General features: G+C 30.1%; 27 protein-coding genes. 24 read left to right on the forward strand and 3 right to left on the reverse strand.

The annotated features are described in order from the left end of the window. The 9 genes from FAY47_RS20790 to FAY47_RS20155 all read left to right on the forward strand — a co-directional run. Window positions 1-1,548 (forward strand): DNA translocase FtsK (locus FAY47_RS20790; RefSeq protein WP_243129522.1); only part of this gene is annotated, 1,548 nt, incomplete at its 5' end. Window positions 1,549-1,618: 70 nt separating this feature from the next. After that, a complete protein-coding gene (gene rimO, locus FAY47_RS02910; RefSeq protein ID WP_143314919.1) occupies window positions 1,619-2,956 on the forward strand; it encodes a 30S ribosomal protein S12 methylthiotransferase RimO in 1,338 nt (445 codons plus the stop codon). Beyond that, a complete protein-coding gene (gene pgsA, locus FAY47_RS02915) occupies window positions 2,940-3,530 on the forward strand; it encodes a CDP-diacylglycerol--glycerol-3-phosphate 3-phosphatidyltransferase (RefSeq protein ID WP_143314920.1) in 591 nt (196 codons plus the stop codon). The genes rimO and pgsA overlap by 17 nt, the downstream gene beginning before the upstream one ends. Window positions 3,531-3,718: 188 nt before the next feature. Further along, window positions 3,719-4,780: a recombinase RecA gene (gene recA / locus FAY47_RS02920; protein WP_143314921.1), complete on the forward strand. Its 1,062-nt coding sequence runs from the start codon at window positions 3,719-3,721 to the stop codon at window positions 4,778-4,780. A 361-nt stretch (window positions 4,781-5,141) separates the two neighbouring features. Then, window positions 5,142-6,686, forward strand: a complete 1,545-nt coding sequence (rny, locus tag FAY47_RS02925; protein WP_143314922.1) for a ribonuclease Y — start codon at window positions 5,142-5,144, stop codon at window positions 6,684-6,686. A gap of 164 nt (window positions 6,687-6,850) precedes the next feature. After that, window positions 6,851-7,111, forward strand: coding sequence for a stage V sporulation protein S (locus tag FAY47_RS02930; RefSeq protein ID WP_143314923.1), 261 nt, complete (start codon window positions 6,851-6,853; stop codon window positions 7,109-7,111). A gap of 128 nt (window positions 7,112-7,239) precedes the next feature. Next, window positions 7,240-7,500, forward strand: coding sequence for an HPr family phosphocarrier protein (locus FAY47_RS02935; protein ID WP_143314924.1), 261 nt, complete (start codon window positions 7,240-7,242; stop codon window positions 7,498-7,500). 227 nt (window positions 7,501-7,727) lie between these two features. Continuing rightward, window positions 7,728-9,158, forward strand: coding sequence for an adenylosuccinate lyase (purB, locus tag FAY47_RS02940; protein WP_143314925.1), 1,431 nt, complete (start codon window positions 7,728-7,730; stop codon window positions 9,156-9,158). 239 nt (window positions 9,159-9,397) lie between these two features. Next, a complete protein-coding gene (locus tag FAY47_RS20155) occupies window positions 9,398-9,541 on the forward strand; it encodes a hypothetical protein (RefSeq protein WP_185966693.1) in 144 nt (47 codons plus the stop codon). Between the two features lie 107 nt (window positions 9,542-9,648). Here the strand turns inward: FAY47_RS20155 and FAY47_RS02945 are convergent, their stop codons facing one another. Then, window positions 9,649-9,819 (reverse strand): hypothetical protein, encoded by a 171-nt coding sequence (locus FAY47_RS02945; RefSeq protein ID WP_143314926.1) that lies wholly within the window; start codon window positions 9,817-9,819, stop codon window positions 9,649-9,651. A gap of 166 nt (window positions 9,820-9,985) precedes the next feature. On the opposite strand from FAY47_RS02945, the gene recQ reads away from it, so the two are divergent. Next, the gene (recQ, locus tag FAY47_RS02950; RefSeq protein WP_143314927.1) at window positions 9,986-12,415 is read left to right on the forward strand and encodes a DNA helicase RecQ; all 2,430 of its coding nucleotides are present in this window, start codon (window positions 9,986-9,988) and stop codon (window positions 12,413-12,415) included. Between the two features lie 34 nt (window positions 12,416-12,449). On the opposite strand, the gene FAY47_RS20160 is transcribed toward recQ, so the two are convergent. Continuing rightward, the gene (locus tag FAY47_RS20160; RefSeq protein WP_185966694.1) at window positions 12,450-12,605 is read right to left on the reverse strand and encodes a hypothetical protein; all 156 of its coding nucleotides are present in this window, start codon (window positions 12,603-12,605) and stop codon (window positions 12,450-12,452) included. Between the two features lie 143 nt (window positions 12,606-12,748). On the opposite strand from FAY47_RS20160, the gene FAY47_RS02955 reads away from it, so the two are divergent. After that, window positions 12,749-13,135, forward strand: a complete 387-nt coding sequence (locus FAY47_RS02955) for a hypothetical protein (protein ID WP_143314928.1) — start codon at window positions 12,749-12,751, stop codon at window positions 13,133-13,135. A 49-nt stretch (window positions 13,136-13,184) separates the two neighbouring features. On the opposite strand, the gene FAY47_RS02960 is transcribed toward FAY47_RS02955, so the two are convergent. After that, a complete protein-coding gene (locus FAY47_RS02960) occupies window positions 13,185-14,159 on the reverse strand; it encodes an amidase domain-containing protein (RefSeq protein WP_143314929.1) in 975 nt (324 codons plus the stop codon). A 150-nt stretch (window positions 14,160-14,309) separates the two neighbouring features. Here FAY47_RS02960 and FAY47_RS02965 point away from each other — a divergent pair, with 150 nt between their 5' ends. From FAY47_RS02965 to FAY47_RS03020, 13 genes are all read left to right on the forward strand, one after another. Continuing rightward, window positions 14,310-14,528: a hypothetical protein gene (locus tag FAY47_RS02965; RefSeq protein WP_143314930.1), complete on the forward strand. Its 219-nt coding sequence runs from the start codon at window positions 14,310-14,312 to the stop codon at window positions 14,526-14,528. Between the two features lie 125 nt (window positions 14,529-14,653). Further along, window positions 14,654-15,211: an NADH peroxidase gene (locus tag FAY47_RS02970; protein WP_143314931.1), complete on the forward strand. Its 558-nt coding sequence runs from the start codon at window positions 14,654-14,656 to the stop codon at window positions 15,209-15,211. Continuing rightward, a complete protein-coding gene (locus FAY47_RS02975) occupies window positions 15,211-15,528 on the forward strand; it encodes a DUF1540 domain-containing protein (RefSeq protein ID WP_143314932.1) in 318 nt (105 codons plus the stop codon). The genes FAY47_RS02970 and FAY47_RS02975 overlap by 1 nt, the downstream gene beginning before the upstream one ends. Before the next feature lie 109 nt (window positions 15,529-15,637). Continuing rightward, on the forward strand, window positions 15,638-15,784 hold the full coding sequence (locus FAY47_RS20165) for a hypothetical protein (RefSeq protein ID WP_185966710.1): 147 nt from the start codon (window positions 15,638-15,640) through the stop codon (window positions 15,782-15,784). Between the two features lie 235 nt (window positions 15,785-16,019). Then, the gene (locus tag FAY47_RS02980) at window positions 16,020-16,865 is read left to right on the forward strand and encodes an arginine deiminase family protein (RefSeq protein WP_143314933.1); all 846 of its coding nucleotides are present in this window, start codon (window positions 16,020-16,022) and stop codon (window positions 16,863-16,865) included. A gap of 27 nt (window positions 16,866-16,892) precedes the next feature. Further along, the gene (locus FAY47_RS02985; protein WP_143314934.1) at window positions 16,893-17,546 is read left to right on the forward strand and encodes a GntR family transcriptional regulator; all 654 of its coding nucleotides are present in this window, start codon (window positions 16,893-16,895) and stop codon (window positions 17,544-17,546) included. A 26-nt stretch (window positions 17,547-17,572) separates the two neighbouring features. Continuing rightward, window positions 17,573-19,213 carry a M20/M25/M40 family metallo-hydrolase gene (locus FAY47_RS02990; protein WP_143314935.1) on the forward strand — a complete coding sequence of 547 codons (1,641 nt, stop codon included), beginning with the start codon at window positions 17,573-17,575 and terminating at the stop codon, window positions 19,211-19,213. Window positions 19,214-19,217: 4 nt separating this feature from the next. Continuing rightward, a complete protein-coding gene (locus tag FAY47_RS02995) occupies window positions 19,218-20,489 on the forward strand; it encodes an aspartate aminotransferase family protein (RefSeq protein WP_143314936.1) in 1,272 nt (423 codons plus the stop codon). A 34-nt stretch (window positions 20,490-20,523) separates the two neighbouring features. Further along, on the forward strand, window positions 20,524-21,609 hold the full coding sequence (gene hisC / locus FAY47_RS03000) for a histidinol-phosphate transaminase (RefSeq protein WP_143314937.1): 1,086 nt from the start codon (window positions 20,524-20,526) through the stop codon (window positions 21,607-21,609). A 19-nt stretch (window positions 21,610-21,628) separates the two neighbouring features. Further along, a complete protein-coding gene (locus tag FAY47_RS03005; RefSeq protein ID WP_143314938.1) occupies window positions 21,629-22,612 on the forward strand; it encodes a C-terminal binding protein in 984 nt (327 codons plus the stop codon). A gap of 35 nt (window positions 22,613-22,647) precedes the next feature. Next, window positions 22,648-23,478, forward strand: a complete 831-nt coding sequence (locus FAY47_RS03010) for a transporter substrate-binding domain-containing protein (protein ID WP_143314939.1) — start codon at window positions 22,648-22,650, stop codon at window positions 23,476-23,478. A 24-nt stretch (window positions 23,479-23,502) separates the two neighbouring features. Continuing rightward, window positions 23,503-24,183, forward strand: coding sequence for an amino acid ABC transporter permease (locus tag FAY47_RS03015; protein ID WP_143314940.1), 681 nt, complete (start codon window positions 23,503-23,505; stop codon window positions 24,181-24,183). Then, the gene (locus FAY47_RS03020; protein ID WP_143314941.1) at window positions 24,170-24,892 is read left to right on the forward strand and encodes an amino acid ABC transporter ATP-binding protein; all 723 of its coding nucleotides are present in this window, start codon (window positions 24,170-24,172) and stop codon (window positions 24,890-24,892) included. Before FAY47_RS03015 ends, FAY47_RS03020 begins: the two co-directional genes overlap by 14 nt. Window positions 24,893-24,929: the final 37 nt, after the last annotated feature.

The following is a 24,929-nucleotide window of genomic DNA, read 5'->3' on the forward strand; positions in this document are numbered from 1 at the left end:
CATAAAAAGGAAAAGCTTAATAATGAAATTAAAGAAGTAATTAGTAAGGAAATAGATGAAACAATAAGCAATGTTAATAGTTATGAGGAAAAAAAGGAATATATTTTTCCAAGTACTGATTTGCTTAATCCAAATAGTAAAACGCAATTAAATAGTTCTGATAAAAAAGATTTAATAGATAATGCTAATAAATTAGAAGAGACTCTAGGAAGTTTTGGAGTAGAAGCTAAGGTACTACAAGTAACAAAAGGGCCTTCGGTAACAAGGTTTGAGCTGCAACCTAGTCCAGGAGTTAAGGTTAGTAAAATAGTAAATTTAGCAGATGACATAGCATTAGGGCTTGCCGCTTCAGGAGTAAGAATTGAAGCACCTATTCCAGGAAAGGCTGCAGTAGGAATAGAAGTTCCTAATAAAAAGCAAACACCAGTATTTTTAAGAGAAGTGCTAGACTCAGATGAATTCAAAAATTCAAATAAAAAATTAGCATTTGCATTAGGTAAAGATATAGGAGGGTCTTGTGTTGTTGGAGATTTAAGTAAAATGCCACACACGTTAATAGCTGGGGCCACAGGGTCAGGTAAGAGTGTATGCATCAATTCATTGATAATAAGTATCTTGTATAAGTATTCTCCTGATGAAGTTAAACTTTTAATGGTAGATCCAAAAGTTGTAGAATTAAATGTTTATAATGGGATACCACATCTTTTAATTCCAGTAGTTACAGAACCTAAGAAGGCTGCGGCTGCTTTAAATTGGGCTGTAAATGAAATGACTAAAAGATACAACTTATTTGCAGAAAAAGGTGTAAGAAATGTGGATTCATATAATGCCTTATATGAAAAAGGGAGCGTTGAAGAAAAACTTCCTTATATAGTTATAATTGTAGATGAACTTGCAGACTTAATGATGGTTTGTCCAAATGATGTTGAAGATTATATTGGTCGTTTAGCACAGATGGCAAGAGCAGCGGGTATGCATCTTGTAATTGCTACACAAAGGCCATCTGTAGATGTAATAACGGGAGTCATTAAGGCAAACATACCTTCAAGGATATCTTTTGCAGTTTCATCTCAGGTAGATTCTAGAACTATTTTAGATAGCTCGGGAGCAGAAAAACTTCTTGGAAAAGGAGATATGCTGTATGCTCCAGTAGGAGAAAATAAACCTCAAAGAGTTCAAGGATGTTTTATTTCAGAGGAAGAGGTTGAGAATGTCATACAGTTTATAAAACAAGATGACAAAGAAATAATTTATGAAGAATCTATATTAGATCATATAAATAATGAAACTGAGGGAAGTAATTTAAGCGAAGGTGATGATGTAGATGAATTACTATCTGAAGCTATAAAATTGGTAGTAGATTATGAGCAAGCATCTACATCTTTTTTACAGAGAAGATTAAGGATAGGATTTAATAGGGCTTCTAGAATAATGGACCAACTTGAAGAGAGAGGGATCATTTCGCCAAAGGATGGAAGTAGACCAAGACAAGTATTATTAAGTAAAGATGAATTAATAAATTCTTCAGAAGATGATAATGAAAATTAGCTTGTAATCCCAAGTAAAGAGTTATAAAATTGATTTAGTAAACATAAAGGATACGCAGGAGGAAAATAACTTGAAAAAATATAAAGTAGGTATGGTAAGTCTAGGTTGTGATAAGAATAGAGTTGATTCGGAAATTATCCTAGGAACCATGAGTAAAGAATATGAAATAACTAATAATGCTAAAGAAGCTGACATTATTATCGTTAATACATGTGGGTTTATAGAAAAAGCGAAACAAGAATCTATTGATACCATATTAGAAATGGCGGAGTATAAGAAAAAATACAATTGTAAGCTTTTAATTGCTACAGGTTGCTTAACTCAAAGATATGGAAAAGAACTTAGCGAATTGATGCCAGAAATTGATATAATGCTTGGAGTTAATGATTATAAAAAGATAGATGAGCATATTAAAGTTTACATAGAAAATGAAAAAAAATCTTTAGAAGTCAACTATTCAGATGTAAATATAAATGAAGGGGAAAGAATATTAACAACTGATAAATATACAGCTTATATTAGAATTGCTGAAGGATGCAACAATTTTTGTACTTACTGTATAATTCCTAAGATAAGAGGAAAATTTAGAAGTAGAGAGATGGATAATATTCTTAAAGAAGCAAGAGAGCTAAGTAATAGCGGTGTAAAAGAGATCATTCTAGTTGCGCAAGATACAACACTTTATGGCACTGATATATATGGAGAAAAGAAACTGCATATATTATTAAAAGAGCTTTCCAAAATTGAGGGAATTGAATGGATTAGAGTTCTTTATTGCTACCCAGAAGAAATATATACAGAACTTATTAGTGAAATAGCATGTAATAATAAAGTAATGAAATATCTAGATTTACCAATTCAACATATAAGCGATAATATACTTAAATTAATGGGGAGAAAAACTACCAAGGAAGATATCATAAGAAAAATTAATGAACTTAGAAATAAAGTTTATGGAATTACATTAAGAACATCATTAATAGTAGGGTTTCCAGGAGAAAGTAAAGAGGATTTCAATGAACTTAAAGAGTTTTTAAAAGAATTTAGATTAGATAAGGTTGGAGTTTTCAAATATTCAAGAGAAGAAGGTACCCCAGCATCAGTGATGAAAGATCAAGTTTTAGAAGAAATTAAAGATACAAGAGAAGAAGAACTTATGTTGGTTCAAAAAGAAATTTCTAAAGAGATAAATGAATTGAAAGTTGGCAATGTTTATGATATTCTTGTTGAAGGGGATAATGGAGAATATTATTATGGAAGGAATTATGAAATGATTCCGGAAATAGACGGAAATATATTCTTTAAAAGTACTAGAGAGATAAGAAAAGGTGCAATTGTTTCAGTTAAGATAATTGACTGTACAGAATATGATTTAGTAGGAGTTGTAGATTATGAATCTTGCGAATAAATTAACTTTAGTTAGAATATTTTTAGTTCCAGTTTTTCTAATATTTATAGCTGCTAAAGACATTCCTTATGGTACATTTATTGCTACATTTATATTTGTTTTAGCATCATTAACTGATAAGTTGGATGGATATATAGCTAGAAGCAGAAATCAAATAACTAACTTTGGAAAATTCATGGACCCTCTTGCAGACAAGCTGCTTGTAACATCTGCATTAATTTCACTGGTTGAACTTCAAGTAGTTCCAGGATGGGCTGCAGTCATTATAATTGCACGTGAATTTGCAGTATCAGGACTTAGAACAGTAGCAGCTTCTGAAGGGAAAATAATTGCTGCTAGTTGGTGGGGAAAAATAAAAACTGTTATTCAGATTGTCGCTATTATAGTTTTACTTTTACAAGTAAATATAGGAACATCAGCATATTTAACAAAGTTGGTAATTGATACTGAATTCTTTAAGGATTTCTTTCAGTTTATGCCACAGATATTATTGGATGTAGCAGTAATAATTACGTTAATATCTGGAATGGATTACTTTAGAAAAAATAAAAATACTATTTCCACTAACAAATAATTTGGTTTGCATTTATGCAAACCTTTTTCATTGAAAGTTGAAATGATTAATTTAATACTTTTTAGGATAGAATATAGAAAATAAAAAAGTATGTGGGATATAATAGTATTTTTATTGACGAGAGAAAAATCATATATTATAATATACATATAGAACATAAGTTCGAAAGCAGAGAGGTGTAAAATATAATGAGTAATATAAATGTTGATAAATTAAAAGCTATAGAAAGTGCTATGGGTCAAATAGAAAAGCAATTTGGTAAAGGGTCTGTAATGAAACTAGGTGAAGATAGTCATTTAATAGTAGATGCAACTTCAACAGGTTGTCTTGATTTAGATATTGCACTAGGAATTGGTGGAGTTCCTAAGGGAAGAATAGTAGAAATATATGGACCAGAAAGTTCTGGTAAGACTACAGTAGCTTTGCATATTGCTGCAGAAGCACAAAAAAATGGTGGAGCTGTTGCATTTATAGATGCAGAACACGCTTTAGATCCAAGTTATGCTAGAAAGATTGGAGTAGATACTGAAAATTTAATAGTTTCACAACCAGATACAGGAGAACAAGGTCTTGAGATAGCGGAAGCATTAGTTCGTTCGGGAGCTATAGATGTACTTATAGTAGACTCGGTTGCAGCTTTAGTTCCTAGGGCTGAAATAGAGGGGGAAATGGGAGATTCACATGTAGGTCTTCAGGCTAGATTAATGTCACAAGCGCTAAGAAAGTTAACAGGTACTATAAAGAAGACCAATTGCGTTGCTATATTCATAAATCAATTAAGAGAAAAGGTAGGAGTTATGTTTGGAAATCCAGAAACTACTACCGGAGGTAGAGCTTTGAAATTCTATGCATCTGTAAGACTTGATGTTAGAAGAATAGATTCCATTAAAACTGCTGATGCTATTATTGGTAATAGAACAAGAGTGAAAGTTACAAAGAATAAGGTTGCACCACCATTCAAACAAGCCGAATTTGATATCATGTATAATGAAGGAATTTCTAGAACAGGAAATATAGTAGATGTTGGAGTAAAAGAAGGTATTGTTCAAAAAAGTGGGGCGTGGTTTTCTTATGGTGATGTGAGATTAGGGCAAGGAAGAGAAAATGCAAAAATATATTTAAAGGATAACCCAGAAGTAGCTTTAGATATAGAAAATCAAATAAGAGAAAAATACGCACTTCCTCTAAACACTAATTTACCACAAGAGCCTTCAGAAGAAGTAGACAAAGTTGAAGTAGAAGATAAATAATAAGAAAATATTTTAAGGTACACCTTGCTATTTATATATAACTAAATAGCAAGGTGTATATTTTATTAATTTATAAATAAAATAAATAATAGAGCTATTCGTTTAACAGACCTAAGTAAAGGTTTTCTTAAAGCGCGATAGCATGAGAGATTCATAGGAAAATCAAGTATTTATGAGATATAGCTATATTATATATTTATGAATCCCATTATTAATGAAACTTGACATAATTCTATTTTTCAGCTAAAATAATAACAAATACTGGTTTATCACATTCTTACTATTAGTGAGAAAGATATGACACCTAAACTACGCTTTCTTATTTATTTAAGATAGATAGTAAAGGCTAGGAGGTGTTTACGTGCCAACGTATTTAATAATAATAATAATAGATATACTTGTGCTGTTTATATTAGGTTTTATATCCTATAAGAGTATTCAAACAGCGTCAAAGAAGAAAATTGAATCGCTAGAAAATGAAGCAAAAGAAGTTTTGGTTGTAGCAAAAAAAGAAGCTGAAGCAACTAAGAAGGAATCTATATTAGAAGCAAAAGAAGAAGTTCATAAATTAAGAACTGATTTGGATAGAGATTCTCGTGAAAGAAGAAATGAGCTTCAAAGACTTGAAAGAAGGTTGATTCAAAGAGAAGAGTTACTTGATAAAAAGAGTGATGCTCTTCAAAAGAAAGATGATGCACTCAATGAGAGAATTGTTGAAATCGATAATATGGAAGTGAAAGTGAAAGAACTTGCTGAGCAGAGAAGGACGGAACTTGAAAGAATATCTGGACTTACTAGTGAAGATGCTAAGCAAATCCTATTAGATGAAATCAAGAAGGAAATTACTCATGATGCAGCCTTAATGATTAAGGACATCGAAGGTAGAGCTAAGGAAGAGGCAGACAAGAAGGCTAGAGAAATTGTAACAACTGCAATTCAAAGGTGTGCTGCTGATCATGTGTCTGAAACAACTGTTCAGGTTGTAGCTTTACCAAATGATGAAATGAAGGGAAGAATAATAGGTAGAGAAGGAAGAAACATTAGAACCCTTGAAACATTAACAGGAGTAGATTTGATTATTGATGACACTCCAGAAGCAGTTATTTTATCAAGCTTCGATCCTATAAGAAGAGAAGTAGCTAGAATGGCACTAGAAAAGTTAATAGTGGATGGAAGGATTCATCCGGCTAGAATTGAAGAGATGGTTGAGAAATCTCAAAGAGATGTTGAAAATGAAATCAAGGAAGAAGGAGAGCAAGCAGCTCTAGAAACTTCAGTGCATGGATTACATCCTGAGATAATAAGACTTCTTGGAAGATTGAAATATAGAACTAGTTATGGTCAAAACGTTTTAAAGCATTCCATAGAAGTTTCGTATTTAGCTGGTTTAATGGCTTCAGAATTAGGTTTAGATGTTACTCTAGCTAGAAGAGCTGGTTTATTACATGACATAGGTAAGGCCGTAGATCAGGAGCAAGAAGGTCCTCACGCCTTAATTGGTGGAGATCTAGCTAAGAGATACCATGAGTCTCCTATTGTAGTAAATGCCATCGCAGCCCATCATGGGGACGTAGAGATGGAATCTTTAGAAGCTATTTTGGTTCAGGCAGCAGATGCTATTTCCGCTGCAAGACCGGGTGCAAGAAGAGAGACCTTAGAAGCATACATCAAACGTTTGGAAAAGTTAGAAGAAATTGCAAATTCTTATGAAGGCGTAGAGAAGTCATATGCAATTCAAGCTGGTAGAGAGATTAGAATTATTGTTAAACCAGATCATGTTGACGATGTCGGAGCAGTAGAACTAGCACGTAATATTGTAAAGAGCGTCGAAGAACAATTAGAGTATCCAGGTCAAATTAAAATCAATGTTATTAGAGAAACTAGAGCAGTTGATTTTGCAAAATAAAGTTGAAAAATACATTTTGTTTATCAAAATGTATTTTTTATTTTTATTTATTAAAAAAAAAGAGGAATTTTACAATACAAGTAGAATATATTAAGTATGCATGATTGGGGGATGTCAACCTATAATGTAAACGATTAGTAAAAATGCTAGGAGGAATAATAAAAATGGAAGTATTAAAAGTGTCAACAAAATCAAATCCGAATTCAGTAGCAGGTGCTTTAGCTGCAATAATTAAAGAAAAGAGTATAGTAGAGATACAAGCAGTTGGAGCTGGAGCTATAAATCAAGCTGTTAAAGCTATTGCAATAGCGCGCGGCTTTGTAGCGCCAAGTGGTAAAGATATTGTTTGTGTACCTGCCTTCACCGATATAGAGATTGATGGAGAAGAAAGAACAGCAATAAAGTTAATTGTTCAACCACGATAATTTACACAATTATGGATAAAATTGAAACTTGGGGGAAAGCTAAATAAAGTATTGAAATTATTTTCAAAGTCATATATAATAATAAAAGTTAAGTGAATACTTATAGTTTATTTAAAGAGGTGAATACGATGGTTTCAAAAGAGGTTTTAGTAAAGAATGGTACTGGTTTACATGCTAGACCAGCTACATTATTAGTAAAAAAGGCTTCATCTTTCAAGTCTGATGTAAGCATTGAGTTCAATGGTAAAAAAGCAAACGTTAAGAGTTTAATTGGTGTTTTATCATTAGCTGTTACTAAAGATTCTTTAATTAAGGTTATAGCTAGCGGTGATGATGAAGCATTAGCTTGTGAGGAAATTGCTAAGTTAGTAGAAAACTTAGAAGATTAATTCATAAAGAAAGGCCCTTTAGGGGGCCTTTTTAATTTGCAATTTTTTTATTATATAATGTTTTATGTATATGGGAATAATTTAATTGAGTGATGTAATTATATTAAAATTGAATTTTTAAAATTAAAATATGAATTTTTTTTAAAAAGGTGAAAGATTTTAGTTTATATGATATAATACGAATGATAATAAAGAAAAAGCGAAATATATTCGTGCGGAGGTTGAAGATGAGAGATTTATATAATAATCCTTTAAATTCGAGATATGCATCTAGAGAAATGAGTTATATATTTTCAGATGATATGAAATTTACAACATGGAGAAAGCTCTGGGTTTCCTTAGCTGAATGTGAGAAGGAATTAGGATTAAATATTACTGATGAACAGATAATTGAGTTAAAAGCTCATATAAACGATATTAACTATGAAGATGCAGCTAAAAGAGAAAAGGAAGTAAGACATGATGTAATGAGTCACGTGTACGCCTATGGACTTCAATGTCCAAGTGCAAAAGGAATTATACATCTAGGCGCTACAAGCTGTTACGTTGGAGATAATACGGATATAATAGTGATGAGAGATGCATTACTACTGATAAAGAGAAAGATTGTTACAGTATTACATAGATTAAGCAATTTTGCAATGAAGTATAAAGATATGCCTACATTAGGCTTTACTCATTTTCAGCCAGCTCAATTAACTACAGTAGGTAAAAGAGCAACATTATGGATGCAAGATTTAGTTATGGATATTGAAAATATAGATTATTTGATATCTACGCTTAAATTAAGAGGAGTCAAAGGAACAACAGGAACTCAAGCTAGTTTTATGAATCTTTTTGAAGGTGATGAGGAAAAGGTTAAGCGACTAGATAAAATGGTGGCAGAAAGAATGGGATTTAAGAAAAGCTTCGGGGTTACAGGCCAAACCTATCCTAGAAAATTAGATTCAATTGTATTAAATACACTTTCAGAAGTTGCACAGAGTGCATATAAGTTTTCTAATGATTTGAGATTGTTACAAAATATGAAAGAAGTTGAAGAGCCATTTGAAAAGCACCAAATTGGATCATCGGCTATGGCATATAAGAGAAATCCTATGAGAAGTGAGAGAATGGGAGCTCTAGCAAGATATGTAATAGTTGATTCGTTAAATCCTGCTATTACAGCTTCTACTCAATGGTTTGAAAGAACACTAGATGATTCAGCTAATAAAAGAATAGCAGTAGCAGAGGCGTTCTTGGCTTTAGATGGTGTATTGAATCTTTATATAAATATTGCGGAAAATATGGTTGTCTATGATAAGGTTATAGCTGCGCATGTAAACAATGAACTACCATTTATGGCCACTGAAAATATAATGATGGAATCTGTAAAAAGAGGTGGAGATAGGCAAGAACTTCACGAAAGAATTAGAGAACATTCTATGGCAGCAGCGCAAAGAGTAAAAGGAGAAGGATTAGATAATGACCTTATTAAACGAATAATAGAAGACGATGGATTTAAGTTAACTAAAGATGAAATTATAGAAATAATTGATCCAATGAAGTTTGTTGGTAGAGCACCAAGTCAAGTCGTTGAATTCGTCAATGAGTATGTTAATCCTATTATTCAGGAAAATAGAGAGGCTATAGATGTTAGAAGTGAGATAAATGTTTAATTAGTAGAGAATTAAAAAGTTGTTTTAAAATGTAGATAATATATTTTAAAACAACTTTTATATTTTTAACAAAGAAATAAATATTTTATTAGGATAGTTGAATACGTATTCAATAATTGTTATAATATGTATTAAGAGATAAAAATTTCAAAAGGGTTATAAATAATTCAATAATGCTATGAATATTAATGATTATATATGTAAATAATAATTACTAAATTGGAAAGGGAGGGATTGAAATGGATAATAACAATTGTATACCATCTTTAGATAATTATGTGGCAAAGTTTATGGATGAAACAGGTTGTACGTTTGAAGAAGCGTGTGATGAACTAGGAATAAAGGAAGATGACTTTATCAATAAAAGGACCATAAAAGGTTAGTTTTTTAGGATCAAATTTTCAATTAGAGAAAGCAAAGAGTCTTGCTCTAAATCTCTAATTGAAATTTGGTCGTTAATTATATTAAAGTTAATAAATAGAATTAAATTTTACTTGTTATGTGATAATTTTGACCTTTTAGTATATTTCTTGCCATTTTCGTGAGAACCGATTTTTTTCCCATCTATTATGCCAATATCAGATCCAGCCTCAGAGTACATCTTACGTAATTCAGAATTAGATTTTGGATGATCTTTTAGTCTGTTCTTATTGTTATCCATATAAATGCCTCCTTTAGATATTCTTCTGTTACTAGGTTTCCCTATAAAATTAATATTATTTATCAACTGTAAAAAGCTATTTTTATTTATATTTAGAGTTACTAAGAATTTATGTTCTTTTTAAGTATGTTAATATATATAGAGAGAGTATAGGAGGAGTGATTCTTTGAATGAAAAAACTTTAAAAATTTTAGAAAAATATTATGGATATAAAAACTTTAGAAAAGGGCAAGAAAAAATAATCGAAAGTATTTTAGAGAAAAAAGATTTGCTAGCAATTATGCCAACTGGTGCTGGAAAATCAATTTGTTATCAAATACCTGCATTGATTTTTCACGGGATAACTATAGTTATATCTCCATTAATATCATTAATGAAGGATCAAGTCGATTCTTTGAGGTCAATTGGGATTGAGGCAGCATATATTAATAGTAGTCTTGATAATGATGAACTTAAAGAAATTTTTTATGGTTTGAAAAATAATAAATATAAAATAATATATGTTTCGCCGGAAAGGCTCGATTCAAAAATATTTTTAGAAGTAGTTGATGCAATTGATGTGTCGCAGATTGCTATAGACGAGGCACATTGCGTATCTCAATGGGGACATGATTTTAGAGTAAGTTATAGAAAAATAGGAAGTTTTATAAGTAGAAGAGACAATAAACCAGTCATAACAGCATTTACAGCCACAGCATCCTTGGAAGTTCGAAATGATATAGTTAGAATGTTAAATCTCAATGATCCGGAAATATTTGTGAATGGTTTTGATAGGGAGAATTTGGAAATTAGTATAATTAAAGAAGGAAGAAAAGAGAGATTTTTAAAGGAGTATATCCAAAAACATTCTGATATTTCAGGAATAATATATTGTGCAACTAGGAAAGATGTTGATTCAATTTATGAAGAAATTACGAATTTGGGATATCAGGTGGGAAAGTACCATGCTGGACTTAAAGATATGGAGAGAAAAGAATTTCAAGACATGTTTATCAAAGATAAAATAAATATTATGATTGCAACAAATGCTTTTGGTATGGGAATAGATAAGCCTAATATTAGATTTGTAATACATAACAATATGCCTCAAAGTATAGAAGCATATTATCAGGAAATTGGTAGAGCTGGTAGGGATGGTGAAAAAAGTGAATGTATTTTATTATTTACTCCAGGGGATATTCATTTGCAAAAGTATTTAATAGATACAGGACTTAGAAGTGAGCAGCGGAAGATAATTGCATATAAAAAACTTCAAGATATGGCCTCGTTAGTATATTCAGCAGATTGTTATAGAAAATATATATTAAACTATTTTGGTGAGGAAGCTATAGATAATTGTAATAACTGTAGCAATTGCTTAAGTGAAGGTGAAGTCACTGATAAAACAGTAGAAAGTCAAAAAGTTTTATCATGTATTGGAAGAATGAAAAGTGGATTTGGAATAACTATGGTTGTAGATGTATTAAGAGGATCTAAGAGCCAAAAGATTATTAATTATAATTTTCACACATTATCAACCTACGGAATTATGAAAGAATATAAAAAAGACGAGTTAATAGCTTTTGTAAATACGCTTATATCACATGGTGTTATAGATCAAGTTGAGGGTACATATCCTATATTAAAATTAAATAACTTATCTGTTAAGGTGCTAAAGGGCGAACATAGAGTGCTATTAAAAGAAGCTAAAGTAAAGGATTATGGATTTAAGGAAAATAATTTGTTTAATATATTAAAAGAAATAAGATTTAGCATAGCCTCTGAGGAAGGTATACCTCCTTATATGGTTTTTGGAGATGTGACATTGAAAGAAATGAGTACTAAATTACCAGAAACTAAAGAAGAATTACTTGAAATTTCAGGAGTAGGAGAAATTAAATGTGATAAGTACGGATTTAAATTTGCTGAAGAGATTAGAAAATATATTATTGAAAATAATACTATAAAGTCAAATAACGATGTGAATAGTATTAATAACAAAAAGTTTTATGTAAATAGTGACGAAAATCTATATCAGAAGCTTAGAAATTTGAGAGAAACTATAGCATTGAAAGAAAACAAAATTCCGTACTCTATAATCCATCAGAATTCATTAAAGGAGATTAGTGGTAGGTATCCTTTAACATTGGAGGAATTGGGTGATATCAGTGGAATTGGACCAAAAAAGATAGAGGCATATGGAAGAGATATAATATGTATAGTAAAAAATTATATTGAAGATAATAATTTAAATAGAAATTGGCAGGTAAAAGGAAGGTTAAAACTAGTTATTGATGGGGAAGAAAGAGAGAATGAAGAAATAGTTATAGATATGCTTAATGAGGGATATGAAATTAGTGAAATTTCAAATAGAACAGAAATCTCATTATCTACTATATTAGGATATGTTACTGAATATATTAAAGAAAATGGTGAGATTTTATTTAAACTGAATATAGATAATCTTTACAAAAAAGAAGAGGAAGAAGAAATTTTAATGGCTTGTAAAAGGTTTGGAGTTGAAAAAATAGGAGAAATTAAGAAAAGTTTAGACCCTAGAATTAAATATGAATCAATAAGAGCTGTAATTTTAAAAAATTATTATAATATAGTATAACAAGATAAGGAGAATAAAACTATTCTCCTAGATTTTAACGTCCCCTACGAGATGTTGTGATTATATATTCATTGTCTGTGAACTCATAGTCAGAAGTAGGGGTGTTAAATGATTTGTTTGGAGTTGGCATCTTTGTATTTGCCGAATGAATTACTCCTGAAGTTCTTTTTTTCTTGTCATTTTTGCTCATAATATCACTCCTTATAAATATATTATTTCTTAGATTCATTATAATAGTCATGAAAATTTGTTTTCTTAAATAGAAAATTAGTTTAATTTATGATAATATAAAGATGTTGGGACTCATATATTTATATTTAGGGGGGAAATATTATGGCTAAAGTAATTGGTTGTAGTTTAATAATTAAGGATGACTTTCACAATATTTTATTGTTAAAGAAGAAAGTCAAAAGAGGAGAAGTCGAAGTTTGGTCTTTGTTAACACAAAAACTTAGGGGAAAGGAAAGCCATGATAAATGTATTGCTAGAGGTGCAAAAGATATATTAAAATCTGTTATATTTGATGTGGAACCAGTTAAAGAATACATAGTAAATTCAGATGAAGATGAATGCGTTATGGTTTATACAGGTAGAATAAAAGAGAAAGCTGTACTCGATAAAGCATATAAAGAATGTAAGTGGATTGGATATAGAAACTTAGAAGACTATAATATTTTGCCATATGAAAAACAAATTTTATTAGATTTTTTTGAAAAGTAGATATAAATTCTTTTAAAGAAGGGAGCTAAATTAATATTAGCTCCCTAAATTATATATTAATTATTCGAATTTTATCATAAATTAAGGGATAAACTTCACTTAAGGGATAATTAAGTTTATTAAAGCTGTGGCAACAATATAAACAATTACCATCAGGAAAAGTTTCAGTTATAATTCCTGAATGAGAAAAAAAACCTTTCTTTATAGAGTGAAATTGAATAATGGCTGCTGGTTGTGTATGGAGTGAAGAACTAGTTTTTCTAAAGCCATTTTCTAAAAGAAAGTAATATAATTCATTTACTCTTATCCAAGTAGTTGTATATGGCTTCCATGTTAATGATAATGGTAGTCCTCCAAAGTGGAGACACTGGGAAATAAAATTGGTACAGTCTCCACCATCGCTATCAAAGTTCTTATATGCCTTGTTGGGAATAAGTGCATATTGTTGTGCATATTCAATCATTTTCTTTTTATCTAAAGAAAAATTTGATTGCACATTATTATCTCTATTAATATCTAAGGTATTATCAAGAAATTTTTCGTAAAATAAATTTATGTCTCTTACATTCTTGTACCAGAGTTGTATTGGTAAGTTATTTTTTAATCTAATTAAGATATCCTTTTCACTAGGGAAGTTTCTGGCTAGGGAATCGTATTCAATTGGGGATTCTTCTTTATTGCACATATATAATATTTTCATATCTTTTATTATAAAGAGATATTCAATTTCTTCTTTACATGTATGTTCCACAGATGAATCTATGAAAGAGAATGAGTGGTGAAATTTACTTAATAGCATAACGTAATTGTCTGTCTTTATAATTTTTAGTTTCTTTAATGTATAGTTATTCTTGTGAACTATTGTGTTTAATTTAGATCTCCATAAAGATTGAAATTTTTTCTTTAACATTATGAAATCAATAAGATCTTTATTAGATATAAATTCATTTAGTTTATTATATCTTCCGTTTTTATAAGGTTCTTTAAAAGTGTTAATAAATCTATATAAAAATAGTCTAAGCATTAAATTCCTCCAATTTATTCAGAGATTTTATAGTTAATATATGTTTCTAGCCATTTAAGAGTTACAGTGGTATAATATTCAAGAGTTCATTAGATTATCATATTATGATGAAATTTGATTATACAAAATGTTAAAAGAGAGGAATTTAATATGAAAACAATTTTTATTGTCGTAATATTTTTTATGGTTTTGTTTAATTTCTTTTGCTTTGTTCAAAGTAGAAAGTACTTAAAAAATGTTACTGGAAATGATGAAGAATCAAATAAGAACTATGAAAAAGCATTAAGGTTTATTAAAATATCTGTAGTTATATCTGTATTTATATGTTTGGTAGGTGCTACTGCAGTAATATTTATACAAATATTATAGTTTTTTATAACTGCTTGAAAGCTAGTATTTATATCCTAGTTTTCAAGCAGTTTTTTTACCTTTTTAGTATTATTATGTGAAATTTAGGAATAATAAATTTAGATTGATTTTTAGGAGGGTATTAAATGAAAAAATATGTTTGTACAATTTGTGGATATATTCATGAAGGAAATGAGCCACCAGAGATTTGTCCTATCTGTAAAGCAGATAAAAATAAGTTTAAAGAAATTAAGGATGAAATGAATTGGGCAGATGAACATGTTATTGGAGTTGGAAGAGATTTAAGTTCAGATATAATTGAAGATTTGAGGGCAAATTTTATGGGTGAATGCACAGAGGTTGGAATGTATTTAGCCATGAGTCGTCAGGCGGATCGAGAAGGTTATCCAGAAGTGGGGGAAGCCTATAAGAGGATAGCTTTTGAAGAGGCAGATCACGCATCAAAGTTTGCTGAAATATTAGGAGAAGTTGTAGTAGCTGATACAAAATCTAATTTAGAAGCTAGAGTTGAGGCTGAGTATGGAGCTTGCGAGGGGAAGAAGAAATTAGCTGATAAAGCTAAGGAACAAAATTTAGATTCTATACATGATACTGTTCATGAAATGTGTAAAGATGAAGCGAGGCATGGGAGAGCTTTTAAAGGCTTATTAGATAGATATTTTAATGATAGGAGAGATAGCTAATGGATAGAATTGAGTGTAGTGTAACAAGTTGTTCGCATAATAAAGGCCATGTTTGCTATTCAAACAGAGTAAATATTGGAGGGAAATCGGCAGAAAAGGAAGGTCAAACTTGCTGTGGATCATTTTTGAATAGAGTTCTGTATAGTGATCTTACAAATAACACAAATAGTCAAGGATCCTGCGATACTCTTGTTTGCTTTGTTAAGTCATGTAGATATAATGAGAATACTTTATGTGATTTGAAGCAAATTCATGTGGGGGGAAATTCAGCAGAAATTTACGATGAGACATTGTGTGAAAGTTTTGATAAAAAATAAATGCTTCTATAGATTATTAATATATGATAATTCCAATTATATCATAGTTTATTCGTTGGTTTTTTGTAAAAACTACATATGACAATGAATATATGGAGGTGATATAAGGATGAAAAACAAAAATATGAGCAATATAAAAGGAAAAATGAGAAGAAGAGAAGCAAAAGAAAACTTGTTAATGGAGTTAGCAGAAGATATGATGGATTTTGTTATGAAAACTAAAACATTTAAAAAAATGAAAAAAAGGCTAAAATAATAAATTGTAATTAATAGAATCGTAATAAAAAAAGGAAAAAATCACATAACTTTAATATTTTCGTTTGTTGAGTAATTAATTGACAAATAATTGAATTGCATGCTATTCTTTAGTTAATAAGAGAAAAGAAGCGTATGACGAAGATGTCATGAAATACTAAAAGTATTTCTGGCATCTTTTTTTATTAAGTTTTGTATACAGAGTGCAGAATTCTAAATAATTAAGGAGTAGTAATATGAAGAAAGTATTTGTAAAAAATTCAAGTGGTGTGTTAAAGAAAGTGCTAATGTGTAGGCCGACTTTTCTTAAAGCTGTTCCTATAAATGAAATTGCAAGAAAGTGGCAGGATGTAGGTTTAGATGTAGAGATAATGGAAAAAGAGCATAGGGAGCTTGTCAAAGCCTTCGAAGATAATGGAGTAGAGGTTGTAATGGTTGAAGCAGATTCAAGGCGTGGAAATTCAGTTTTTTCTAGAGATTTTGGAGGGTGTATAAGAGAAGGATATATACTAGGAAGATTTAAGGAGCCGGTACGTTTTTTAGAAAGAGATGTATATGAAGAGAAGATGAAAGAGTTAAATATACCAAAGGTTGCAGAATGTAAAAATGGATTATTTGAAGGAGGAGATTTTACATTTTTAGATAATGATACATTAGCAATTGGTATCGTTGAAAGAAGTAATGAAGAAGGAATTGAAGAGATACGAAAATCTTTATCTAAATATGGATATAAGGTAATAGAAGTTCCTTGTGACAAAAAGTATTTACATTTAGATTTATGTTTTAATCTAGTTGATGAAAAACTTGCAGTAGCATACAGAGATGGTTTGCCAGAAACTTTTTTGAAAGTATTAGATGAAAAGGGAATAGCTACAATTAGTATTACAGAGGAATGTGTGTTTAAACATGGGTGCAATTTACAATCAATAGGAGATAAAAGGGTAATATCATTAAAAAGCAATGGTTATGTTAATGAGGAGCTTAGGAAAAGAGGATTTAAGGTGATTGAATTAGATATAACTGAAATACTAAAAGCAGGTGGGGGACCACATTGCATGACTTTTCCATTAAGTAGATTGTAATTAACTTGAAAGAGGAGTGAATAATATATGGGGAGGCTTGAGGTAATAAAGAAGAACCAAACATTATCTGATAAAGCGTATGAAGTTATAAAAGAAGCAATAATATCGAATAAGTTAAAACCTGGGGAAGTACTTGGTGAAGAGAAATTGGCATATCAACTTAAAATAAGTAGAACTCCAATAAAAGCTGCTCTTTTAAGGCTTGTATATGAAGAAATTGCAGAAGTTAATGAAAGTAAAAATGTTGTTGTTTCAGATATAACTAAGCAAGATATCGATAATATAACAATAGTTAGAAAATCGTTAGAACCTTTAGCAGTTTTACTTCTAGCTAATAATCTAAAAAATAGAGAAATTAAAATATTAAGAGAGATTTTAAAAGAACAATCAAAAATGGTGTATGAAAAAAATAATAAGGATTATATTGAATTAGATTATGAGTTTCATATAAAAATAGCTGAATTTAGTAAAAATTCATTTTTGATAGATATGGTGAAAAAAGCAAATTTAATTACTAAAAGATTTTTAATTTTATCTGGAACAGTATCTAACTATAATAGAATAGCAAATGATGAACATTTAAAAATAATAGAGTATTTGGAGAATAAAAAGTATACATTAGCAAGTGAAGCAATGCGAGAACACCTTGATAACGTAAATATGAGAATGTTAAAACATTAATTTAGGAAAGGAATTAAATTCATAATATGTATGAGGAAATATTAGATTTAACTAAAAAATTAGTCAATATACCTAGCGTAAATAATACAGTTGGAGAAAAAAATATAGCCTGTTTTATTGAAAAATATTTAAGAGCAATTCCTTATTTTAAAAAGTATCCTACAAGAGTATTTCTAGGAAAATTAAATGATTCTTTAGACAGAAGAAATGTATTTGCTTTGATTAAAGGAGAAGGAGGAATTAGCAATAACACAATAATTTTACATGGGCATATGGATACTGTTGATGTAGATGATTTTGGAAATATTAGATCTCTAGCTTTTAATTGTGAAAAGTTAGAAGAGAAATTAAAGGAATTGGAATTGCAAGATGAAGTTGAAAGTGATTTAGAATCAGAAAAGTGGCTTTTTGGCAGAGGTGCTTGTGACATGAAAAGCGGTGTTGCAGTTTTCCTGGTGATAATAAAAAAATTAAGTGAGTTAGTTGAAAAAATAGATGGAAATATACTTTTATCGATTAATCCTGTAGAAGAAAATTCGCATACAGGCATTATTAAGGCATTAGATACTTTTAATGAATTAAAAGAAAAGGAAAAATTAAATTATCTTTTTGCAATAAATAATGATTATATATGCCCATTATATCCGGGTGATAAAACAAGGTATATCTACACAGGATCTGTAGGAAAACTATTGCCATGTTTCTATATACAAGGTAAAGAAACACATGTGGGACAATGTTTTGAGGGATTTGATGCTTCTACTATTGCAAGTGAATTAATAAGACAAATTAATTTAAATATAGATTTTTGTGATGTATACGAAGGTGAGTATACTTTGCCACCATCTGTTTTAAAGATAAAAGATTTAAAAAAGCAATATAATGTCCAAACTGCTTTTGAAAGCTTTGTTTATTTTAATTATTTTGTTCACAATGAGTCTATTAGTAATATTATAAGAAAATTAAAAAAGGTTAGCTTGAGAACATTTGAAAATGTACTAGCTTTAATTAATGAAAATTATAAAAAATACTGTAATATTACAGGAATTGGTTATGAAGAGATAAATTACAAAGTACAAGTCATGGAATATGATGAACTTTATGAGTTTGCTAAAGATAAATATTCAGGAAATCTGGAATGTATGATTGATAATCTTACAGATAAGTTTTTAGAAAATGGAGAAGATGTAAGGGAAATATCTCTAAAGATCACCAAAAAATTAATCGAAATATCTGATATTAAAATTCCAACAATAGTAATTTTTTTTGCAGCTCCATATTGTCCACATAACACTCTTAAAAAGGAGATAGAAGAAGAAAGAGAGTTATTTGATAAAATTAGTGAAATAGCAAAAGAGTTTGAAATAATTAGTGGTGAAGAGTATAAAGTTATGAGATTTTTCCCGAGTTTAACAGATAGTAGCTATTTAAAGGTTGATGACGATTATGAATCAATTGAAAGGTTATTTAGAAATTTTCCGGAATATATGAAATTATACAATGTACCAATAGAATTAGCTAAAGAACTTAATATACCAGGAATAAACTATGGATGTTTTGGTAAGGATGCTCACAAGTGGACCGAAAGAGTATATAAGCCCTATTCTTTTGATGTTTTACCAAAGCTCATTATGAAAACATTAGAAAGATATTTAATAAGGGGGTAATAATATGGAGAGCTTATATGAAAGATGTAAAAAAGTCATGCCGCCAGTAAGTGGTAGAGCCACTACTTTAGGGGTTTTAGGTGGTAAAGGAAGCTATTTAATAACAGAAGATGGAACAAAAATTCTTGATTTTGCTAGTGGGGTCGCTGTTTGTAATTTGGGACACAATAATGAAAAGATAGTTAAGGCAGCTATAGATCAAGTAAATACTTTAATACATGGGGGCCATAATGTAGTTTATTATGAATCCTATGTAGCTTTAGCAGAAAAGTTAGTTGAAATAACAGGTGGAGATACCATGGTGTATTTTAGTAATAGCGGAGCTGAAGCAAATGAAGGAGCTTTAAAGCTTGCTAAGTATATTACTAAAAGACCTGGAATAATAGCCTTTAAGGGTTCTTTTCATGGCAGGACTTTAGGGACAACTTCTATAACTACTTCTAATTCTGAGTATAGAAAGAACTATGAGGGACTTTTACCATCAGTTTATTTTGCTGAATATCCATATTTATATAGGACTTCTTATAAATACGATGGTAGAAATTGCCCTAAAGAATATTTTGAACAATTTAATGATATATTCAAAAAAATAATTGAACCATATTCAGTAGCAGCCATAATTATGGAGCCAATTCAAGGAGAAGGTGGTTATATAGTACCTCCAGTGGAATTTTTAAAATATGTAAGAGAAATCTGTGATAGATATGGAATTATGTTAATATTTGATGAAGTGCAAACTGGTTTTGGAAGAACAGGGAAGATGTTTGCATATGAACATTTTGGAGTAAGTCCAGATATTTTTACTACAGCAAAAGGAATTGCATCAGGATTTCCATTAAGTGCAATAATAGCAAAGAAAAAATATATGGAAAATTGGGTGGCTGGAGCTCATGGAGGCACATTTGGAGGAAATCCAGTTTCTTGTGCAGCTGCATTAAAAACCATTGAGGTATTACAAGAAGAAGCTATAGAAAATTGTAGTAAGATGGGGAGAATTTTAAAATCAAAGCTTGAAAGTTTAATGAAAAAATACAAATGTATTGGAGAAGTTAGAGGCATTGGATTAATGTTAGCTATAGAGATAGTAGATGAAGACGGTAATCCAAACACAGATTTTACAAAGAAGATAATATTATCATCTTTAGAGAAAGGACTATTGTTACTTTCTTGCGGATGTTATAAAAATGTAGTGAGATTTATAGCACCTACTACAGTTAGTGAGGAAGAAATAGATAAGGCAATTACTATTTTAGACAATGTCTTAGAAAAGCTATAGACAGTTATTTTATATAAAATAAATGGAGGTAAAAATGAGTAGATTTTTAAGTAATGAATTAAACAACTTAGAAGCATATGTACCTGGTGAGCAACCAAAAGATGTGAAATATATAAAACTTAATACAAATGAAAGTCCGTACCCACCTTCACCAAAAGTTATAGAAGCAATAAATAAGCTAGCGGTTGAAGGATTAAATTTATATTCTGATCCTGATACTCGTGAATTAACATTATCACTTGCAAAATTTTATTCAGTTAAGCCAGAACAAATTTTTGTAGGTAATGGATCTGACGAGGTATTAGCATTTATATTCAGAGCATTTTTTGATAAGGAGAGAAAAGGGTGTTTTCCGGATATAACATATGGATTTTATAAAGTATATGCAAAATCTTTCGGGATAGATTCAAATCAAATACCTTTGAGGGATGATTTTACTATAGATATAAATAATTATATAAATTGTGGTAGAAATATTATTATTGCTAATCCTAACGCTCCCACAGGATTAGTATTAAGTCATGAGGAGATTATTAAAATTCTAAAAACGAATACAGATAGGGTAGTTGTTATAGATGAAGCTTATGTGGATTTTGGAAGTAAGTCTTGTATAGATTTAATAAATAGTAATCATAATTTAATAGTAGTTCAAACCTTCTCTAAATCACGTTCCCTAGCAGGAGGTCGTATAGGGTATGCTATAGCGTCAGAGGAAATAATAGAAGATTTAAATAAAATTAAGTTTTCTTTTAGCCCATATAATATAAATTCTTTATCATCTATAGCAGGAATAGCATCAGTAAAGGATGAAGCTTATTTTTACGAATGTAATAAAAAGGTTATCAGAACTAGAGAAAGAGTTAAAGAAGAATTTAGGAAATTAGGATTTAAGGTGTTAGATACGAAAACAAATTTTGTATTTGTATCTCATGAAGATATGGCAGCCAGAGAATATCACAAAAAACTTAGAGAAAATGGAGTGTTAACACGTTATTATGACGAAGCAAGGATAGATAATTATGTGAGAATTACAATTGGTACTGATGAGGAAATGAATGAGGTTATGAAAATAACTGAAAAAATTTTAATTGAGTTTGCTAGTTTAGGAAAAGTTATTTGACTAAAAAGGGGGACTATTTTTGAAAATAGTAATATGTGATTATGAGGATGTACTAATTAGAGATATTGAATATGAAAAAAATCTTATTATGAATGGGTTAGAAGGGGCAGAAGTTATTATATATTCTTATAATAGTGGCAAAAAAGAATTTATTGAGACTATAAAGGATGCAGATGGGATAATTACAGCATTTTTAGAGATTGATGAAGAGGTTTTAAATAGAGTAGAAAAGTTAAAATGCATATCAATAAATGCCGTAGGTTATGATAATGTGGATATAAAAACTGCAAGTGAAAAAGGGATAGCAGTATGTGCGATAAATGAATATTGCACACAAGAAGTTGCAGATCATACATTAGCATTAATTTTATCTCTAACAAGAGGCATTAAGCATTATACAAATGATTTAGATAACAAAAGAATTTGGCAATATCAAACTATAAGTGGACTAAGAAGATTAGAAGGGCAAAAACTTGGTATATTTGGTTATGGGAAAATTGGTAAGGCTGTAGCTAAGAGGGCATTAGCATTTGGTATGGAAGTTATTACATTTGACCCATATGTATCCAAAGAAGATTGTGAAAGTGATGGTGTTCAACTTGTAAGTGCTGAATATATATTGGAAAAATCAGATATCATAAGTAATCACATGAGTCAAAGCAATGAGAATAAAGAATTTTTTAATATAGAAACATTTAAAAAGATGAATAAGTCCCCCTTGTTTATAAATGTAGCTAGAGGATCAAGTGTTAATGAGGATGATTTAGTTAAGGCATTAGATGAAGGATATATAAGTGGTGCTGGATTAGATGTTTTAGGGAATGAAAATCCAGAATTAGGGCAAAATAAACTTCTAAACAGAGAAAATGTCATTATCACTCCTCATGCAGCATTTTATTCAGATACTTCGATGAAAGAACTTCAGAGAATTTCTTGTGAAAATATGATAAATTACTTGAATGGTGAATTAAAAAAAGTTTCTAAGATTATAGCTACTAACTAATTATGTGCTACATTATAAAGAAAAGAGGTTGGAAAATGAAAAAAAATATATTGAAAAAATTTATTGGAATAGCCTTAATTACAGCCATATCAGTATCATTTGTAGGATGTGGAGGAAATAAGAAAGCATCAGAAGAAACCTTAAATAAAATTAAAGATAATGGTAAGGTAATAGTTGGACTAAGTGCTGATTATGCACCATATGAATTTCATGCAGTTATTGATGGTAAAGATGAAGTTGTTGGATTTGATATAGATTTAGCTAGAGAAGTAGCTAAAGACATGGGTGTAGATTTAGAGATTAAAGAGATGGAATTTGATCCTCTAATCGGGGCTCTTAAAGCTGGGCAAATCGATATGATTATTTCAGGTATGAATCCAGATGAAGAAAGAAAGAAACAAATTGATTTTTCAGATATATATTATGAAGCAAAGCACGGAGTATTAATTAAGAGTGAGGATAAAGGAAAATATACAAAGGTTGAAGATTTGAATGGCAAGAAAATTGGTGCTCAATTAGGTTCAACACAAGAAAAAATAGCACAGGAAAAAGTAAAAGATGCAGACTTGCAGTTATTGGCAAATGTTAATAATTTAGTCCTCGAATTAAAAACAGGAAAGGTAAATGCTTTAATTACAGAAGAACCAGTAGCTAATATGGTTATAAAAACTAACCCAGAACTAGTACTTTCAAGTATTAAATTTGAGGATGAGGGTGGAGGAAATGCAATAGGTATAAGAAAAAATTCACCAAAGCTTCTAGAGCAACTTAACAAAACAATAAAAAGATTAAAGGATTCAGGAGAATTAGATAAGTTTATTGTTAATGCAAATGATTTAGCGGCAAAGAATCAAAGTAATTCTTAAGCTAAGCTAAAATAGAGGAGGATAATGATGTTTAAGTTTGACTTTTTAGGTAAGTATTTCGGTAAGTTTTGTGAAGGGGCATCTATAACATTAGGCATATCCGCAATTACAGTATTTTTAGGAATTATCCTAGGATCTATTTTATTCTTTATGAAGAATTCAAATGTAAAAATAGGAAAGTTTAATCCACTAAGAATTATATCATCAGTTTATGTTGAAGTAATTAGAGGGACACCTATGTTGTTACAAATAATGATGGTTTATTCAGGTTCTAAATTAATATTTGGTATAGATATATCAGCATTTACTGCTGCTATAATTGCTATATCTTTAAATTCTGCAGCCTATGTTTCAGAAATAGTTAGAGCAGGAATAGAGGCTGTAGATCCTGGTCAGCTAGAGGCTGCTAGAAGTCTAGGAATGAAAAATTCTATGGCTATGAAATTAATAATTATACCTCAGGCTATTAGAAATATCTTGCCGGCTATTGGAAATGAATTTGTTGCAATAATTAAAGATTCATCTATGGCATCAGTAATAGGTGTTGGTGAATTAATGTTTTCATCAAAAATTGTACAAGGTGCTACTTATTTATCCCTTGAACCACTAATGATTGCAGCTGTATTTTATTTCATGATGACATTCTTATTGGGAAGATTTATGGGATATGTTGAAAGGAGATTAAAGCAAAGTGATATACGTTAAAGATTTACATAAAAATTATGGACCTAATAGTGTGCTAAATGGAATAAACGAGCATATTAAAAAAGGTGAGGTAGTTGTTGTAATAGGCCCATCGGGATCAGGAAAATCAACTTTTTTAAGATGTCTTAATCTATTGGAAGTGCCTAGTTCTGGAGAAATAATATTTGAAGGAAAAAATATTATGGAAAAGTCTATGGATATTAATAAACTTAGAGAAAAGGTAGGTATGGTATTTCAACATTTTAATCTTTTTCCTCATAAAACTGTTTTAGAGAATATAACTATTGCACCAATTAAGGTGAAAAATATAGAGCAAGAAGAAGCTAGTGAAAAAGCAATGGAACTTTTAGAAATGGTGGGTTTATTAGAAAAGAAAGATGCATATCCAGCATCCTTATCAGGAGGACAAAAACAGAGGATAGCCATAGCTAGAGCCTTAGCTATGGAACCAGATGTAATGTTGTTCGATGAGCCTACTTCAGCTTTAGATCCTGAAACGGTAGGAGAAGTATTAGGTGTCATGAAAAAGTTGGCTAAGGCAGGAATGACTATGATTGTAGTAACACATGAAATGGGGTTTGCAAAAGAAGTTGGTGATAGAATTTTGTTTATTGATGGAGGAAAAGTGTTAGAAGCAAATACACCGGAAGAAATTTTTAATAACCCTAAAAATCCAAGGACTATAGAGTTTTTATCAAAGATTTTATAGAATTATTGGCATAAGATTAATTTTAAGATATAAAATT

Origin of the sequence: Clostridium sp. HBUAS56017 (assembly GCF_007115085.1) — a bacterium.
GTDB lineage: Bacteria > Bacillota > Clostridia > Clostridiales > Clostridiaceae > Clostridium > Clostridium cibarium.

Coding starts and splice junctions, on each gene's coding strand:
- FAY47_RS02935 (WP_143314924.1), top strand. CDS start 7,240: ATGGTTTCAAAAGAGGTTTTAGTAAAGAATGGTACTGGTTTACATGCT.
- hisC (WP_143314937.1), top strand. CDS start 20,524: ATGAGTAGATTTTTAAGTAATGAATTAAACAACTTAGAAGCATATGTA.
- FAY47_RS02965 (WP_143314930.1), top strand. CDS start 14,310: ATGAAAACAATTTTTATTGTCGTAATATTTTTTATGGTTTTGTTTAAT.
- purB (WP_143314925.1), top strand. CDS start 7,728: ATGAGAGATTTATATAATAATCCTTTAAATTCGAGATATGCATCTAGA.
- FAY47_RS20165 (WP_185966710.1), top strand. CDS start 15,638: ATGAAAAACAAAAATATGAGCAATATAAAAGGAAAAATGAGAAGAAGA.
- FAY47_RS02975 (WP_143314932.1), top strand. CDS start 15,211: ATGGATAGAATTGAGTGTAGTGTAACAAGTTGTTCGCATAATAAAGGC.
- FAY47_RS02970 (WP_143314931.1), top strand. CDS start 14,654: ATGAAAAAATATGTTTGTACAATTTGTGGATATATTCATGAAGGAAAT.
- FAY47_RS20160 (WP_185966694.1), bottom strand. CDS start 12,605: ATGAGCAAAAATGACAAGAAAAAAAGAACTTCAGGAGTAATTCATTCG.
- FAY47_RS03010 (WP_143314939.1), top strand. CDS start 22,648: ATGAAAAAAAATATATTGAAAAAATTTATTGGAATAGCCTTAATTACA.
- FAY47_RS02980 (WP_143314933.1), top strand. CDS start 16,020: ATGAAGAAAGTATTTGTAAAAAATTCAAGTGGTGTGTTAAAGAAAGTG.
- FAY47_RS02960 (WP_143314929.1), bottom strand. CDS start 14,159: ATGCTTAGACTATTTTTATATAGATTTATTAACACTTTTAAAGAACCT.
- recA (WP_143314921.1), top strand. CDS start 3,719: ATGAGTAATATAAATGTTGATAAATTAAAAGCTATAGAAAGTGCTATG.
- FAY47_RS02995 (WP_143314936.1), top strand. CDS start 19,218: ATGGAGAGCTTATATGAAAGATGTAAAAAAGTCATGCCGCCAGTAAGT.
- FAY47_RS02985 (WP_143314934.1), top strand. CDS start 16,893: ATGGGGAGGCTTGAGGTAATAAAGAAGAACCAAACATTATCTGATAAA.
- FAY47_RS02930 (WP_143314923.1), top strand. CDS start 6,851: ATGGAAGTATTAAAAGTGTCAACAAAATCAAATCCGAATTCAGTAGCA.
- FAY47_RS02955 (WP_143314928.1), top strand. CDS start 12,749: ATGGCTAAAGTAATTGGTTGTAGTTTAATAATTAAGGATGACTTTCAC.
- FAY47_RS02990 (WP_143314935.1), top strand. CDS start 17,573: ATGTATGAGGAAATATTAGATTTAACTAAAAAATTAGTCAATATACCT.
- pgsA (WP_143314920.1), top strand. CDS start 2,940: ATGAATCTTGCGAATAAATTAACTTTAGTTAGAATATTTTTAGTTCCA.
- FAY47_RS20155 (WP_185966693.1), top strand. CDS start 9,398: ATGGATAATAACAATTGTATACCATCTTTAGATAATTATGTGGCAAAG.
- FAY47_RS03015 (WP_143314940.1), top strand. CDS start 23,503: ATGATGTTTAAGTTTGACTTTTTAGGTAAGTATTTCGGTAAGTTTTGT.
- FAY47_RS02945 (WP_143314926.1), bottom strand. CDS start 9,819: ATGGATAACAATAAGAACAGACTAAAAGATCATCCAAAATCTAATTCT.